Annotated in this window: 15 protein-coding genes; 7 read left to right on the top strand and 8 right to left on the bottom strand. The window is 53.7% G+C overall.

What is annotated here, in order from left to right; all coding sequences use genetic code 11:
- Window positions 1–190 precede the first annotated feature (190 nt).
- Window positions 191–1126 (bottom strand): tRNA dihydrouridine(16) synthase DusC, encoded by a 936-nt coding sequence (dusC, locus tag SK53_RS01710; protein WP_003859306.1) that lies wholly within the window; start codon window positions 1124–1126, stop codon window positions 191–193.
- A gap of 168 nt (window positions 1127–1294) precedes the next feature.
- Here dusC and SK53_RS01705 point away from each other — a divergent pair, with 168 nt between their 5' ends.
- The 6 genes from SK53_RS01705 (at window position 1295) to SK53_RS01680 (ending at window position 6151) form a co-directional block, all read left to right on the top strand.
- Window positions 1295–1690 carry a CidA/LrgA family protein gene (locus SK53_RS01705; RefSeq protein ID WP_003859308.1) on the top strand — a complete coding sequence of 132 codons (396 nt, stop codon included), beginning with the start codon at window positions 1295–1297 and terminating at the stop codon, window positions 1688–1690.
- Window positions 1687–2382 carry a CidB/LrgB family autolysis modulator gene (locus SK53_RS01700; protein WP_003859310.1) on the top strand — a complete coding sequence of 232 codons (696 nt, stop codon included), beginning with the start codon at window positions 1687–1689 and terminating at the stop codon, window positions 2380–2382. The genes SK53_RS01705 and SK53_RS01700 overlap by 4 nt, the downstream gene beginning before the upstream one ends.
- Before the next feature lie 128 nt (window positions 2383–2510).
- Window positions 2511–3395, top strand: coding sequence for a cytidine deaminase (gene cdd / locus SK53_RS01695; RefSeq protein ID WP_048208347.1), 885 nt, complete (start codon window positions 2511–2513; stop codon window positions 3393–3395).
- Window positions 3396–3522: 127 nt separating this feature from the next.
- Window positions 3523–4233: an outer membrane permeability protein SanA gene (gene sanA, locus SK53_RS01690; protein ID WP_003859314.1), complete on the top strand. Its 711-nt coding sequence runs from the start codon at window positions 3523–3525 to the stop codon at window positions 4231–4233.
- A gap of 134 nt (window positions 4234–4367) precedes the next feature.
- A complete protein-coding gene (locus tag SK53_RS01685; RefSeq protein WP_023314540.1) occupies window positions 4368–5717 on the top strand; it encodes a type II toxin-antitoxin system HipA family toxin in 1350 nt (449 codons plus the stop codon).
- Window positions 5714–6151: a helix-turn-helix transcriptional regulator gene (locus SK53_RS01680; protein WP_003859317.1), complete on the top strand. Its 438-nt coding sequence runs from the start codon at window positions 5714–5716 to the stop codon at window positions 6149–6151. The genes SK53_RS01685 and SK53_RS01680 overlap by 4 nt, the downstream gene beginning before the upstream one ends.
- 38 nt (window positions 6152–6189) lie before the next feature.
- Here SK53_RS01680 and mglC read toward each other — a convergent pair whose 3' ends face one another.
- The 7 genes from mglC to SK53_RS01645 all read right to left on the bottom strand — a co-directional run bounded on the left by mglC (window position 6190) and on the right by SK53_RS01645 (window position 14382).
- A complete protein-coding gene (mglC, locus tag SK53_RS01675) occupies window positions 6190–7200 on the bottom strand; it encodes a galactose/methyl galactoside ABC transporter permease MglC (RefSeq protein ID WP_003859318.1) in 1011 nt (336 codons plus the stop codon).
- 15 nt (window positions 7201–7215) lie between these two features.
- Window positions 7216–8736 carry a galactose/methyl galactoside ABC transporter ATP-binding protein MglA gene (mglA, locus tag SK53_RS01670; protein WP_003859320.1) on the bottom strand — a complete coding sequence of 507 codons (1521 nt, stop codon included), beginning with the start codon at window positions 8734–8736 and terminating at the stop codon, window positions 7216–7218.
- 79 nt (window positions 8737–8815) lie between these two features.
- Entirely contained in the window at window positions 8816–9814 is a 999-nt protein-coding gene (mglB, locus tag SK53_RS01665) for a galactose/glucose ABC transporter substrate-binding protein MglB (protein WP_003859322.1), read from the bottom strand.
- A 294-nt stretch (window positions 9815–10108) separates the two neighbouring features.
- Complete coding sequence (gene galS / locus SK53_RS01660; protein ID WP_048208345.1) at window positions 10109–11131, bottom strand: HTH-type transcriptional regulator GalS; 1023 nt, start codon at window positions 11129–11131, stop codon at window positions 10109–10111.
- A gap of 155 nt (window positions 11132–11286) precedes the next feature.
- Window positions 11287–12444 (bottom strand): DUF418 domain-containing protein YeiB, encoded by a 1158-nt coding sequence (gene yeiB / locus SK53_RS01655; protein WP_032659578.1) that lies wholly within the window; start codon window positions 12442–12444, stop codon window positions 11287–11289.
- Window positions 12445–12462: 18 nt separating this feature from the next.
- Entirely contained in the window at window positions 12463–13131 is a 669-nt protein-coding gene (folE, locus tag SK53_RS01650) for a GTP cyclohydrolase I FolE (protein ID WP_003859328.1), read from the bottom strand.
- A 102-nt stretch (window positions 13132–13233) separates the two neighbouring features.
- Complete coding sequence (locus SK53_RS01645; RefSeq protein ID WP_003859330.1) at window positions 13234–14382, bottom strand: YbfB/YjiJ family MFS transporter; 1149 nt, start codon at window positions 14380–14382, stop codon at window positions 13234–13236.
- A gap of 137 nt (window positions 14383–14519) precedes the next feature.
- Between SK53_RS01645 and fghA the strand changes: the two genes are divergently transcribed.
- A complete protein-coding gene (fghA, locus tag SK53_RS01640; protein WP_048208343.1) occupies window positions 14520–15347 on the top strand; it encodes an S-formylglutathione hydrolase in 828 nt (275 codons plus the stop codon).
- Window positions 15348–15550 lie beyond the last annotated feature (203 nt).

Raw genomic sequence — 15550 nt, 5'->3', positions numbered from 1 at the left:
ATTCATGCTAATTATGAATTGACTGCTACACTTACTTCGACAGACATACGCAGGAGAGGCGAATGAAAATATTATTGTGGGTTATTTTGATTATATTTCTGATAGGGCTGCTGGTGGTAACCGGCGTATTCAAGATGATTTTCTGATTCCGTTGCCCGGCTCCGCGCCGGGCAAACTCTTCACACTTCGCTCAGGACTTCGACTGGATCACCCGGGCAATATCCGCAGACGTCTGTAGGGTACGGATCTCCTGAAATAATCCCAGCGCGTCGTCGTACTCTTTACGCAAATAACTCAGCCACTGTTTAATGCGCGCGACGTGATACAAGCCGGTATCGCCCTGCTTTTCCAGCCGCGTGTATTTTTGCAGTAGTTTCACCACATCCGCCCACGGCATCCGCGGTTCATTATATTTCACCACCCGGCTGAGGTTCGGCACGTTCAGCGCACCGCGGCCAATCATCACGGCATTACAGCCGGTCTCTTTGAGGCAGGCCTGCGCGCTCTCGTAATCCCAGATTTCGCCGTTGGCAATCACCGGAATCGTAAGCCGTTTGCGGATCTCGCCAATCGCCTGCCAGTTAATGCGCTCGGCTTTATAACCATCCTCTTTGGTTCGCCCGTGCACCACCAGCTCGGTGGCGCCCGCCTGCTGCACCGCGTCAGCAATTTCAAACTGCTTATCGCCGCTGTCCCATCCCAGACGGACTTTGACCGTCACCGGCAGATGCGATGGCACTGCCTCACGCATGGCCTTTGCGCCGCGATAAATCAGCTCCGGATCTTTAAGTAGCGTCGCCCCCCCGCCGCTGCCGTTGACCAGCTTTGACGGACAGCCGCAGTTAAGATCGACGCCGTACGAACCAAGCGCTACCGCGCGGGCGGCGTTTTCAGCCAGCCACTCAGGATACTGGCCGAGCAGCTGGACGCGCACCAGCGTACCGGACGGCGTGCGGCTCTGACGATGCAGTTCCGGACAGAGACGATAAAATGATTTTTCTGGCAGCAACATATCGACCACGCGCAGAAACTCCGTCACGCAGAGATCGTAATCGTTCACCTCGGTAAGCAGCTCGCGCACGAGAGAGTCGAGCACGCCTTCCATCGGGGCCAGTAAAACACGCATTCTGAGTACCTGTGAAAAAAGACGCGCTATAGTAGCTGCTCTCTATGTATGTTGAAAGCCCGGCGTTCCATTCCGGAATGTCTGGTATGCCCAAAATTCATGATGTGATCCGTGGCACATTTTCAGGTTTAATTGTATGATGAATACGTCTCAGCAAGGACTTTCACCATGAGCAAATCACTGAATACTATCTGGCAATACCTTCGCGCCTTCGTCCTCATTTATGCCTGCCTGTACGCCGGCATTTTTATCGCTTCGCTGCTGCCGATTACGATACCCGGCAGCATTATCGGCATGCTGATCCTGTTTGTACTGCTGGCATTACAGGTGCTGCCCGCAAAATGGGTCAACCCAGGGTGCTTCGTTCTCATTCGCTACATGGCCCTGCTTTTTGTGCCTATCGGCGTTGGGGTTATGCAGTATTACGATGTGCTTAAAGCGCAGTTCGGCCCGATTGTGGTCTCCTGCGCCATCAGTACGCTGGTGGTTTTCCTCGTCGTCAGCTGGAGTTCACACATTGTGCATGGCGAACGTAAGGTCGTCGGGGAGAAAACAAAAAAATGATGGCGAATATCTGGTGGTCCCTGCCGTTAACCCTGGTGGTGTTCTTTGCTGCGCGTAAGCTTGCGGTGCGTTTCAAAATGCCGTTGCTCAACCCGCTGCTGGTCGCCATGGTGGTGATTATTCCTTTTCTGCTGCTCACCGGCATTTCTTATGAGCGTTACTTCGCCGGGAGCAAGATCCTTAACGATTTGTTGCAGCCTGCCGTGGTGGCGCTGGCGTTTCCTTTATATGAGCAACTGCATCAGATCCGCGCGCGCTGGAAATCCATCATAACCATCTGCTTCGTGGGGAGCCTTGTTGCGATGATCACCGGCACCTCGGTGGCCTTAATGATGGGCGCATCGCCGCAGATCGCCGCCTCTATCCTGCCTAAATCCGTCACCACGCCGATTGCCATGGCCGTGGGCGGCAGCATCGGGGGCATTCCGGCCATCAGCGCCGTGTGCGTGATTTTCGTCGGTATCCTGGGCGCGGTGTTTGGTCATACGCTGCTGAATATCATGAAAATTCGTACCAAAGCGGCACGCGGTCTGGCGATGGGTACCGCCTCGCACGCGCTGGGCACCGCACGCTGCGCGGAACTGGATTATCAGGAAGGGGCATTCAGCTCGCTGGCGCTGGTGATCTGCGGGATTATCACTTCCCTGGTCGCGCCGTTTATCTTCCCGATTATTCTGGCAGTAATGGGCTAAAATTTGCGATGCGTCGCGCAAATTTCATTTTCATTTCATAAGTTGCACACATAATGAGATTTGGATCACATATAAAGGCCGTACGGCTCCGTACACTACCGATCCATTAACCTTGATGAGGCAACGTCATGCATCCACGTTTTCAAGCTGCTTTCTCTCAGCTTGCAGAGAATTTGCAATCAGCCCTGGCTCCGGTTCTGGCGGATGCGCATTTCCCCGCCCTGCTGACGGCAGATCAGGTCACGACGCTTAAACAGGCAACGGGGCTGGACGAAGACGCGCTGGCTTTCGCCCTGCTGCCCCTGGCGGCTGCCTGCGCCCGCGCTGACCTTTCCCATTTTAACGTAGGCGCAATTGCGCGCGGTGTGAGCGGGACCTGGTACTTCGGCGGAAACATGGAGTTTCTCGGTGCGACCATGCAGCAAACCGTCCACGCGGAGCAGAGCGCCATCAGTCACGCCTGGCTACGCGGCGAAAAAGCCCTGCGCGCCATCACCGTCAACTATACCCCTTGCGGCCACTGCCGCCAGTTTATGAATGAGCTGAACAGCGGTCTTGAACTGCGTATCAACCTGCCGGGACGCGCACCGCATACGCTGAGTGATTACCTGCCGGATGCTTTCGGCCCGAAAGATCTTGAGATCAAAACCCTGCTGATGGACGAGCAGGACCACGGTTATGCGCTCTCAGGGGATGAGCTGAACGAAGCGGCCATTGCCGCCGCCAATAAAAGCCACACGCCATACAGCAAATCTCCAAGCGGCGTCGCCCTTCAGTGCCGCGACGGCCGCATCTTCACCGGCAGTTACGCAGAGAACGCCGCGTTTAACCCTACGCTGCCTCCGCTTCAGGGCGCCCTGAACCTGCTTAGCCTGAACGGGTATGACTACCCGGATATTCAGCGCGCAATCCTGGCTGAAAAGGCCGATGCGCCGCTGATCCAGTGGGACGCGACCGCAGCCACGCTGAAAGCGCTGGGCTGTTCAACCATCGACCGCGTGCTGCTGGCATAATCTGTTCGGCGGGCAGAGTTGCCCGCTAGTCTGACGAAAAACCCCTCAGTTGAATCGCTGTTTCTTGCGCTAACCAGGCGGGTACAGTAGCCTGAGGGAAATTTCATCATCGGTACGAGCCATCTGCATGTTAAAGCGCGTGTTTTACAGCCTGTCTGTCCTGGTCGGCATACTGCTGTTGATCGTGCTGGGTCTCGACCGCTGGATGAGCTGGAAAACAGCCCCCTACATTTTTGATGACCTACAGGACCTCCCCTACCGTCAGGTTGGCGTGGTGCTTGGCACCGCCAAGTATTACCGCACCGGCGTCATAAATCAGTATTACCGGTATCGTATTCAAGGCGCGCTGAACGCCTATAACAGCGGCAAGGTGAACTATCTGCTGTTGAGCGGCGATAACGCGCTGCAAAGCTATAACGAGCCGGTGACGATGCGCAAAGATCTGATTGCCGCAGGCGTCGACCCGGCCGATATCGTGCTCGACTACGCCGGATTCCGCACGCTTGATTCCATCGTGCGTACCCGCAAGGTGTTCGACACCAATGATTTCATCATCATTACCCAGCGTTTCCACTGCGAGCGGGCGCTGTTTATCGCCCTGCATATGGGCATTCAGGCGCAGTGTTATGCGGTGCCATCGCCAAAAGATATGCTGAGCGTGCGCGTGCGTGAGTTTGGCGCCCGTTTCGGCGCGCTGGCTGACCTGTACCTGTTCAAACGTGAACCGCGCTTTTTAGGCCCGCTGGTGCCGATCCCAACGATGCATGAAGTGCCGGAAGATGCGCAGGGTTATCCGGCGGTAACGCCGGAGCAGTTGCTGGAAATTCAGAAGAAGTAATCCAGATCTACAGTGCGTGATATAAAACGCATTACTCTCTTTTTAGACACCTAATGAGTGATATAAGTAGCAATACTTGTTTTTATCACTGACTATGAGTAATATTTTACACATTGTCGCGTTATGGAGGTGAGATGGAGACGTTAACCGTACAGGCATATCTGAACGAAACATGGACGGATATCGCTCTCATCAAATATCCTGGAAGTGAAAAAAATGACTGGAATACCACGCAGTTAGACTATCTTACTGAGTATGCGATTAATTTTCTCGACTATGATGATTTTCACGCAGTCTCAGTCAATCACCCTGTATCACTCTTTTTTGATGACCATGGCCAACCGGGCTGGCTGCGATTTATCGACGATATCATTCCCGCCGGAGCAAGCCGCCGTTACTGGATTAATGCGCTCGACATCAGTGAGTTACCCGTTGGCCAGCAAAATTTCTTATTGCTGAAATTTGGCACAATGTCCCCTGTGGGGAATTTGCGCATAAAGGAATCCGTCCCAGAATGGAATAAATTCGCCAGCACTAAAACGTTTACGGTTGCGGACGTCATCGATCGTGCGGCCGATTTTCTGGATTATGCCCAGGAAAGAGGCGCGGCGGCGGGTGGTGCAACCGGTGCTGGCGGTGAAGCGCCTAAACTTTTGCTGCGCTGTAGTGAAACTGATGCCATCTGGATCGATACCTGGCAAAACGAGCCGGATAACCGGGACCGCTATTATTTGGTTAAATATCCACGCGGTAACAGGACAGAAGTGGATTGTAATATTCTGCGAGCTGAATTCCATTATTATCATGAGCTTAACGCGATGGGTTTTTCCACGATCCCAGTGGAAACAATGCGCCTTGAAGAAGGTAGCCATTACCCGTCTCTGTGGTTACCGCGTTTCGACATAGTGAGAAATGAGCAGGACCAACTGGTCAGGCTGGGTATGGAATCGGTGTATTCGCTATTACAAAAGGCACCCGGCACCCTCCTTGATCATGAGACAACGTTGCGCGCGTTAATTAATAAAATCACCTCCAGCCATATGGTCCAGCAGCAGGGTTATCATTTTGATATTCCGGGATTTGTAACAGAATGGGTGCGTCGCGATCTGCTAAATATTATTTTTGGAAATAGTGACAACCATGGGCGAAATACCGCCTTTGTGAAGGCTGAAAATCAAATTATGCTCTCCCCTGTATATGACTTTGCGCCGATGAAAGCCGATCCTGAAGGGATACCAAGAACCCTGAAGTGGTCATTATCTTGCGAATCAGGGGGGGATTATAATTTCAACACTATCGCACAAACGCTGGCGGAGTGGATCCCTCCCGCAACATTACTTGATGCTCTGCATGAAACAGCCGTTCAGCTTATTGATCTCCCGGAAAGGCTGGCGGCGCGAGGCGTTCCCGAACAGATAATGGAAATGCCCGCGATGGGTTTTCGCTACATCCCGGATAAACTTTCCCGTTGGGGTTTATTATGAAAACACCTAATGAAGCTGAATCAGAGCTTTTACAGACATTAGCTCAAGTACGCAGCGTAAATAAAAAGCGACATCATGACGAGGCGGAAGAGCCGGATAAGCCATCGGTAGTGAAGAGGCAACGCGTTACACAAGGCTTAACGCGGATTAGTACTCTCGATCGCCAGGCTGTACTGCATGCAGCCATACGGGACATTTTGCTGGGGAAAATCACACAGGGAGAGGCGCTGAAAAGGCTCAGGGTCGAGGTGTTAGGGCTGAAGCAGGATGAATATGCAAAGCTGGTCAGCGTATCCCGGAAAACATTGTCGGATGTAGAAAATAACAGAGGCAATTATTCCGCTGACGTCATAAATAAAATCTTTAAACCCTTTGGGCTTCAAACCGGACTAGTGCCCGTTTCAAAATCGCTTATCGCTTCACTTTTCTCATAAAAAAACCCGCATCGCTGCGGGTTCTTTCATTCCAGCGCTTATTTCTTACGCGCGTACTTCAGTGAATCCAGGGCAACTGCGAAGATGATGATCGCACCCTTGATAATGTACTGCCAGTACGGGTTCACACCGATGTAGGTCAGGCCGTAGTTGATAACGGTGAAGATGATCACACCGGTCACCACGCCCAGCACGGTACCCACGCCGCCGCTGAAGGAGACGCCGCCAACCACGCAGGCCGCAATCGCATCCAGTTCGTACATAAAGCCGAGGTTGTTGGTTGCAGAGCCGATACGGCCTGCTTCCAGCATCCCGCCGAAGGCGTAGAAGACCCCGGACAGGGCATAAATCATCAGCAGGTTCAGAGCCACATTGACCCCGGAGACCTTCGCCGCTTCCGGGTTACCGCCGATAGCAAAGATGTTTTTACCGAAGCGGGTTTTGTTCCACAGGATCCAGACGAATGCCACCGCAATCAGCGCATAGAAGGTGATATAGGAGAGACGGAAGCTGCCGAGCGCAACAAACCCCTGCGTGAAGGTCGAGAAGCCGCTGTCGAAGCCAGAGATTGGAGACGCGCCGACGAAATCGTAGTACAGGGAGTTGATACCATAAACGATGATCATCGTGCCAAGCGTAGTGATGAATGGCGTCACGTTCAGGTAAGCAATGATGATGCCGTTAATCAGGCCAATTACCGCGCCGATGGCACACACGATCAGGATCACCACGAAAATCGGCATGGTCGCCATCTCCGGGAATACCTTGTTGGCGTTTTCCATCGACTGCAACAGGGTCGCCGCAATGACCGCCGCCAGACCCACCTGGCGCCCTGCCGAAAGGTCAGTCCCCTGGGTAACGATAAGTCCCGCCACGCCAAGCGCGATAATAATACGTACGGAAGACTGGGTCAGAATGTTACTCAAGTTCAGCAGACTTAAGAACGTAGGGTCCTGGAAAATAATAATCGCCAGCAAGACTAAAAGAACAACGTAAATACCGCCTTCTTTCAGATAAGTGAGAAAACTTTTTTTATTTAACGCACTCATGAGGAGCCCCTGATCTTAAAGGTGCAAAGACGCAAGACGCAAAATTTCGTTTTGCGTTGTCGTTTTGGTTTCAACAATACCGGCAACGAGACCATTGCTCATAACCAGAATACGGTCTGTGATCCCTAACAATTCCGGCATTTCGGAAGAAATAATAATGATCCCTTTATCTTTTTTCGCCAGCTCTGCGATAAGCTGATAAATCTCGAATTTTGCACCCACGTCGATACCGCGCGTAGGTTCATCCAGCATCAGAATTTCAGGCTGGGTTAATAGCCAGCGACCAATAATGACTTTCTGCTGGTTTCCTCCCGAAAGTGAGCCAATTTGCGTGCGGTGGCCCGGCGTTTTCACGCGCATGGAGTCAATCACCCACTGGGTATCGCTCTTCATGCGGGAATTATCCAGCAGCCCGACCTTGTTTTTGTAATTGCGAATATTAGAAATTAACGAGTTAAAGTTAATATCCAGATAAGCGTAAATACCGGTGGAACGACGCTCTTCCGTCACCAGCGCAAAGCCATTATTAATGGCTTCGTTGGCGTTGTGGTTGTTGATCTTCTTACCGTGCAGCGTAATGGTGCCTTCGGCTTTCTCACGGATACCAAACAGGGTTTCCACGATATCGGTGCGCTTAGCGCCCACCAGCCCTGCGATGCCAAGGATCTCCCCCTTGTGCAGATCGAAAGAGACATCGCGGATAGACGGCTGACGCAGCGAGGTCAGGTTACGCACCTCCAGAATCACTTCGCCTGGCTTGTTTTCTTTATCCGGGAAGCGCTGGTTCAGAGAACGGCCAACCATCATGGCGATGATCTTGTCCATGTCCAGCCCTTCCAGCGGCTGGGTGGCAATCCACTGACCGTCGCGCAGGATGGTGATTTCATCGCACAGCTGGAAGATCTCTTCCATTTTATGTGAGATATAGACAATGCCACAGCCGCGATCTTTCAGCTTACGAATAATGGTAAAAAGGTGGTTAACCTCTTTTTCCGTTAATGACGATGTCGGTTCATCCATGATCACAATTTTCGCATCATAGGAGAACGCTTTGGCAATTTCGATCATCTGCATCTGGGAAACGGATAATGTCCCGACGCGGGCGCGCGGGTCGATATCAATATCCAGCTCATCAAAAATGGCTTTGGTGTCGCGATACATTTTATCCTGATCGACAAAGACACCTTTGGTTGGATAACGACCCAACCACATATTATCCATAACTGAACGTTGCAGGACCAGGTTTAATTCCTGGTGTACCATCGAGATACCGTTCTCCAGCGCTTCTTTCGCTGAATGGAAGTCGATCTCTTTTCCCTGAAAAAGAATGCTGCCAGAATCTTTTTGATAGATCCCAAAAAGGCATTTTAATAATGTTGATTTACCCGCACCGTTTTCACCCATTAATGCATGAATAGAGTGAGGACGAACTTTTAAATTAACATTATCGAGCGCCTTAACACCGGGGAATGACTTATTGACACCGGTCATTTCCAACAAGTATTCACCGGACGACTGAGTAGTTGTGCTGACCATAATTATACCTTGTTGGCCTCGCATATCGCGTTATAAAAGGGCGCAACGAATTGCGCCCAGTGAAGACAATGCAGATAACTTATTTACCGATAAACTCAGCCAGGTTGGACTGGTCTACGCCCACGTAAGGAACGCGAACGATTTTGTTGTCAACTTTCCAGTTAGTCCCGTCAGCGGCACCTTTACCATCGGCCAGGTTTTTCGCCAGATCGAAGGTGGCTTTCGCCTGGTTGTTAGCATCGTTCAGCACGGTACCGGCCATAGCGCCAGATTTCACCAGCGCCAGCGCTTCTGGCAGGGCATCCACACCGAATACAGGAATGGCGGATTTGTTGTGTGCTTTCAGCGCTTCTACCGCACCCATTGCCATCGCATCGTTGTTGGCAATGACCACTTCAATTTTGTTGGCGTTAGGGCCGGACAGCCACGCGTCCATCTTATCTTTCGCCTGAGCGGTGTCCCACATTGCGGTGTCTAACGCCAGCTGCTGGGTTTTAAGGCCCTTGTCGTTCAGCTCTTTAATAACGTAGGTGGTACGTGCTTCAGCATCCGGATGGCCCGGTTCGCCTTTCAGCAGAACGAACTGAATCTGACCATCTTTGTTCAGATCCCAGTTTGGGTTCGCCGCCCAGTGTTTCGCAATCAGATCGCCCTGGATAATCCCGGACTCTTTGGAGTCGGTACCCACGTAATACGCTTTGTCGTAGCTGTCCAGCGCTTTACGGGAAGGTTCTTTGTTGAAGAAGACAATTGGCACGTTCTGGCCGCGCGCTTTCTCGATCACCGTGCCTGCCGCAGCAGGGTCAACCAGGTTAATAGCCAGCGCTTTCACGCCTTTTGCCAGAAGAACGTCAATCTGATCGTTCTGTTTGGACTGGTCATTCTGGGAGTCATTCATCAGCAGCTGCACGTCTGGCGCTGATTTAGCATCTTTTTCAATTGCTTTACGCACAACGGACATGAAGTTATCGTCGTATTTATAGATAGTCACGCCAATACGGGTATCCGCTGCGTGTGCTGCTGCGCCAAAAAGCATGCTTGCCATGACAGCAGACAGAGTCAACACCTTCTTATTCATGGTATCTCCGGTTTTTTTATGCAGGGTAGTTCTTGTGAAAAACGGTCGGCGGGCAGATGTTAATAAAACGTTACTGATCGCCGAAGTTCACTTATAAAATGTCCAGCTTCCGTGTTCGGTAACGCTCCAGAAATGCGTTTTATTCGTTGTTTGAGGCATGGTGATAACGGTAAAAGTGAATAATCACCGTTACATTGTGTTTCAGCCCCTAAAACGCTGACATCATAGACAGCGGCTTGTTAAGATACTGTGAATTTACTCACAGATTGAAAACGGTTACATCACGTGATGTTATCAGTTAGTGATCGGAGCCACAGTTTGCCGGATAGCGACCGAATGGCGGCGTACTAAAGTCGGCATAAAACAATGCGTTGCGTCCGGATCTAACAGCCCAGCCGCCCCCTGTAACGCCAGCTCTGTCGCCAGTTTCGCCATCGACGCAATGGGATAACGTACCGTTGTCAGCTGCGGATCGGTGTAACGGGCAATCGGGATATCATCAAAACCGATCAGCGATAAATGCTGCGGCACCGCAATGCCATTATCTTTCAGCGCGGTAAGCGCACCTGCCGCCATGCTGTCGTTATAGGCAAACACGGCCGTCAGCTGAAGATTACGCCCCAGCAGTTCAACCATTGCCGCTTCACCGCCCTGCATGTCCGGCGAACCGTTACCTACCCAGCTCTCCAGCGGCGCAATGCCCTGCTCTTTCAGGGCGTTTTGCCAGCCCTCGCGGCGCATCATGTCGTCTTCAATACCGTGGCTGGAAGCCAGATAACCTATGCGCTGATGGCCGTTGCTGATGAGCATCCGCGTCGCCATCATCGCGCCGCTGATGTTATCCAGACCGACGCAGCGATGCGCGTAGCCGGGGACGATACGGTTGATCAGCACCATGCCGGGGATCTGCTCCATAAACCCGGCCAGCTCTTCATCGCTCAGGGCTTTTGAGTGCACAATCAGGGCGTTACAGCGCTGGCGGATCAGTACCTCAATGGCATAACGCTCTTTTTCAGCCTCGTGATAGCTGTTGCCAATCAGCACATATTTCTGGTGCTGCTGGGCAACCACATCCACCGCTTTGACCAGCGCGCCGAAGAAGGCGTCCGACACGTCCATCACCACTACGCCAATGGTATCGCTGACCTGCGTCGCCAGCGCCTGGGCATTGGCGTTTGGCCGGTACCCCAGCTGGGTCACGGCTTTCATTACGGTTTCACGCGTTTCAGGGCTGACCAGCGCACTGTTGTTCAGCACACGGGAGACAGTAGCAACAGAAACACCCGCCTGGCGGGCGACGTCACGAATGGTGATCATATTCACCACCCTTTAAAGGATTGCAGCAACTCACAGACACCCCCTGTGTTTAGCAAGGTGGCTATTCTGGCAGCGAGAGAGAGGAGACTACGTGAAGAAGCTCACACAGATGAAAACGCTTACATCCGTTTTGTTAATGATTGTGATCCAGATCGTTATCTGGATGTATTACGCAATGACACGCCCGAAGCACGAGCGGTTAACTGTCGCCATGCCCATTCCAGCGGGCCCTGACGGAAAAAACGCAGCCAGACAACTGAAAACACCACGTTAACAATCCAGACCGGAATAACAAACGCCAGCAGCGTCAGGCGATCGAATTTCATAAACAGGCCGAATCGGTAGAAAAGCGTGGTGCATATCAGCGTTTGCAGGATGTAATTGCTTAACGCCATCCGCCCGACGCAGGCCACCGCACTGACGATCCACAGGCGAGAAAGCTGGGGCCAGAAGCCATAGATCAGCGCCGCATAGCCAATGGTCTGGAACGGCGCGCTCAGTTCGCGCGGCACCTGCAACAGGAACGCACACCAACGGTAATCCCATTGTAGATGCCACTGCATCATCACCGCCGGGAGGTTGATGATCACGCCGAGCAGCACCAGCCCTGCACCCGTACGACGATAGTGTCGCAGGCTAAATTCCCCTTTCAGCCAGCCGGTGCGCATCAGGGCTGCACCCATCAGCATCATCCCCGCCAGCTGCCAGCCGTATTGCGCGCCCAGCGCCAGCAGGTTATCGCCGAGCATATCGGCCCGGTTGCCGATCGCTTCCATGCCGCCTTTCAGCTTCCAGAACTGCTCATATTGCAGGTTGGCCGCATCCGGGATCCATGAACGACTGGTGGAATCATCGGCAATCATGCCAAGCAGCAATAACACGGCCAGTCCCATGACATAGAGCATCACGCCGGTGTTAAACAGGCTTTTCACACCGGGTGCGTCGCGGATCAGCCGCCAGCAAATCAGGCCCACCAGACCATACGCGAGCAGAATATCGCCGTCCCAGAAAAGCAGCCCGTGAATAAAACCGAGGATAACCAGCAGCGTTAAACGCGACTGGATCCAGCGCGTACCGCGTTTGAGGAGAAGCTGAAGTCCCGCGCCAAACAGAAGCGCAAAGAGGGTCAGGAATTTCACCTGTGCAAAGAGATCGAGGATTGCCCACGTCCAGGCGTCGCTACGCGTGATGTCGCCATACCACGCAGGATTCAGATAGGCGGCCTTCGGCAGACCGAAGGCGCTGATATTCAGCAGCAGGATACCGAGAATGGCGACGCCGCGAACAAAATCGAGCGTGACGTTTCGCTCCATGGTCCCTGCCCTGTCTGATTAGTTGTGGTGACGCACGGCGCGCAGGAACTCCTGGCGGGTGTTCTGGCTCGATTTGAACAGGCCGCCCAGCGAAGTGGTGGTGGTTGCGCTGGTAGCATCACGCACGCCGCGCGCTTTCACGCAGTAGTGCACCGCGTCGATAGACACCGCCACATTGTTAGTCCCCAACAGGGTTTGCAGTGCGGTCAGGATCTGCTGCGTCAGACGTTCCTGCACCTGCGGACGCTGGGCAAAGAACTGCACAATGCGGTTGATCTTGGACAGGCCAATGACCGTATCTTTTGGAATATAGGCCACCGTTGCTTTACCATCGATGGTCACAAAGTGATGCTCGCAGGTGCTGGTCAGCGTGATATCGCGTACCGTCACCATCTCATCGACCTTCATCTTATTTTCAATGACGGTGATTTTCGGGAAGTTCGCGTAATCCAGGCCGGAGAAAATTTCGTCGACGTACATCTTCGCGATGCGGTGCGGCGTCTCCATCAGGCTGTCGTCGCTCAGATCGAGATTCAGCAGTTGCATGATCTCCGTCATATGGCCGGCGATCAGACGCTTGCGGGTAACATTGTCCAGCTCCTGCACGGGCGGGCGCAGTGGCGTTTCAAGACCGCGCGCAACCAGCGCTTCATGGACAAGGGCTGCTTCTTTACTGAGTGATGACATTCTTTTCTCCTGCAGGTGTGGCGTCTTTTGCCCTCGTTGTGGCAAAAGTGTGCGCTCATTGTGCGTGAGGCGACGCACATAATCCAGTATTCACGACGATAATTATTGCAATTGCTGTTGCCTTTCAGCCTGACGGTTCCAGACTAACGCTCCGCCAACGAACAGCGCGATCCCCGCCAGCCCCAGCGCAGGTTCCAGACGGTGCGTGAGCCAGGTCGACAGAGCCGACGTGACCGGACCCACCAGCTGACCAATGGCATACCCGGTGGTGAGCAGTCCCGCCATGTAACGCGTGTGGTCTGGCGCCAGCTCGCGACCGTACAGAAGAGAGAGCTGCACGGCGCAGAGGAACCCGCCGCCCACCAGCAGCCCACCCGTCAGCAAGCCGCCTATGCCCGGCAGCAACCAGGCCGCCAGCACGCCAATCCCCTGTAACCAAAGAACAATCGCCAGCCTGCGGTTAGCGCTTGATGTATGCCGCAGGGCAATGCTCAGCGCAATCCCCACCACCGAGGCGGCGCCAAATATTGGCCAGACAAACTGGGCAAACAGGCTGCCGGGAAAACGCACCGCCGCCATTTGCGATAAAAAGGTCGCCGGGAGGATATAGCCGAACCCTGCCAGGCTGTAGCTCCAGACCAGACGCCGGAGATCCGCAGTCAGCAGCAACGGCTCAGGCGCGGTACCAGGGCGATGAAGCTGACCTGCGCGCGGCAGGTAGCGCGCCACCAGTACGATCAGCACCAGCGCAAGTACGCCGTAGATTTGCCATGCCGCCCCGGCGGACAAGGATTTCGCCTGAATATAGACCGCCAGCAGGCCGCTCAGGGCGATGCCGGCCCCGGGTCCGGCAAAGACGGCCGCACTGAGTCCCGGTTTGCCCAGCTGCCCCAGCCGCTCGTTGGTCCAGGCGGCAATCAGCACCATCGACCAGCCGCTCATGCAGCCGATCACAAAGCGCAGCAGACCGTGAACAACGGCATTCTCTGCCGCCGCGGAGAGCAGCGTCAGCGCCACCGCACCGGTGATGCCAAGCCAGAGACGTGTTTCAACGAAGCGATGGGCGCGCATGGCATCCCATGCCCCTACCAGATAGCCCAGATAGTTCATTGCCGCCACCAGCCCCGCGCTGGTAAGCGTGAGTTGCCCGGCGGCTATCATCAGCGGCACCTGAGGTGTGAAGGCGAAGCGTCCTATCCCCATCGCCACGACCAGAACCACAAATCCGCTGAGCGCGATACGCAGCGCCATGATCGCTCCAATTGTTAAAGAAAAGTAAATTTATGATGCAACATCTCGCCGTCCTGCGAAAGTGAAAGTTGCTCACAGGTCAATGAAAACTCTGTATTATGCGTTTTATGAATAGTCTTTCGTATAAGGAGCCCTGCATGGAACTGCTCGAAGAGCATCGTTGTTTTGAAGGTCGACAGCAGCGCTGGCGGCACGACTCCACCACGCTGAATTGTGCTATGACGTTCAGCATTTTCCTGCCCCCTGCGGACAATCCACCGGTGCTGTACTGGCTTTCAGGCCTGACCTGCAACGACGAAAACTTCACCACCAAAGCGGGCGCCCAGCGTATTGCCGCCGAACTGGGCATTGCGCTGGTGATGCCAGATACCAGCCCGCGTGGCGAGGACGTGGCCGACGATGCCGGATACGACTTGGGTAAAGGCGCTGGCTTCTATCTCAACGCCACGGAACAACCGTGGGCGAGCCATTACCGCATGTATGACTACATTCGCGATGAACTGCCTGCCCTGGTGCACTCTCAGTTCGCGGTCAGCGAGCGCTGCGCGATAAGCGGACATTCGATGGGTGGCCACGGGGCGCTGATAATGGCGCTGAAAAATCCGGGGAAATACACCAGCGTGTCCGCATTTGCGCCGATTGTGAACCCAACGCAGGTGCCGTGGGGGCAAAAAGCCTTTAGGCACTATCTGGGTGAAGATGTAGATAAATGGCAGGAATGGGATAGCTGCGCGCTGATGCTGGCGAGCCAGTCAGAAGACGCTATCCCGATGCTGGTGGATCAGGGTGATGCCGATCAGTTCCTCGCCGGGCAGTTACAGCCTGCGGTGCTGGCGGAAGCCGCGCGCCAGAAGGACTGGCCGCTAACGCTGCGCATTCAACCGGGATACGACCACAGCTATTACTTCATGGCGTCCTTTATTGAGGATCATCTTTGCTTCCATGCGGAACATCTGTTCAGGTAAGTTCCGCCTTTTGCCCGGTAGCGCCTCCTGCCTGCCGGGTCTTTCCCCTCCCCCTCTTTACATACTTCTATCCGCTTGAATCCAGCCTGTTTTCCGTCGTCATCACTCAAACACAAATGATTTCAATTATCATTTGTGTTTACAATTCTACATTCTTTTGTACAATTCCAGACTCTTCTCCATCTCAAAGAGTTCTTACAAGA

Source organism: Enterobacter sp. MGH119 (assembly GCF_001037675.1).
GTDB classification, from domain to species: domain Bacteria; phylum Pseudomonadota; class Gammaproteobacteria; order Enterobacterales; family Enterobacteriaceae; genus Enterobacter; species Enterobacter hormaechei_C.
Note: the sequence above shows the minus strand (reverse complement) of the source record. Positions and strands in the feature narration are given on the sequence as shown.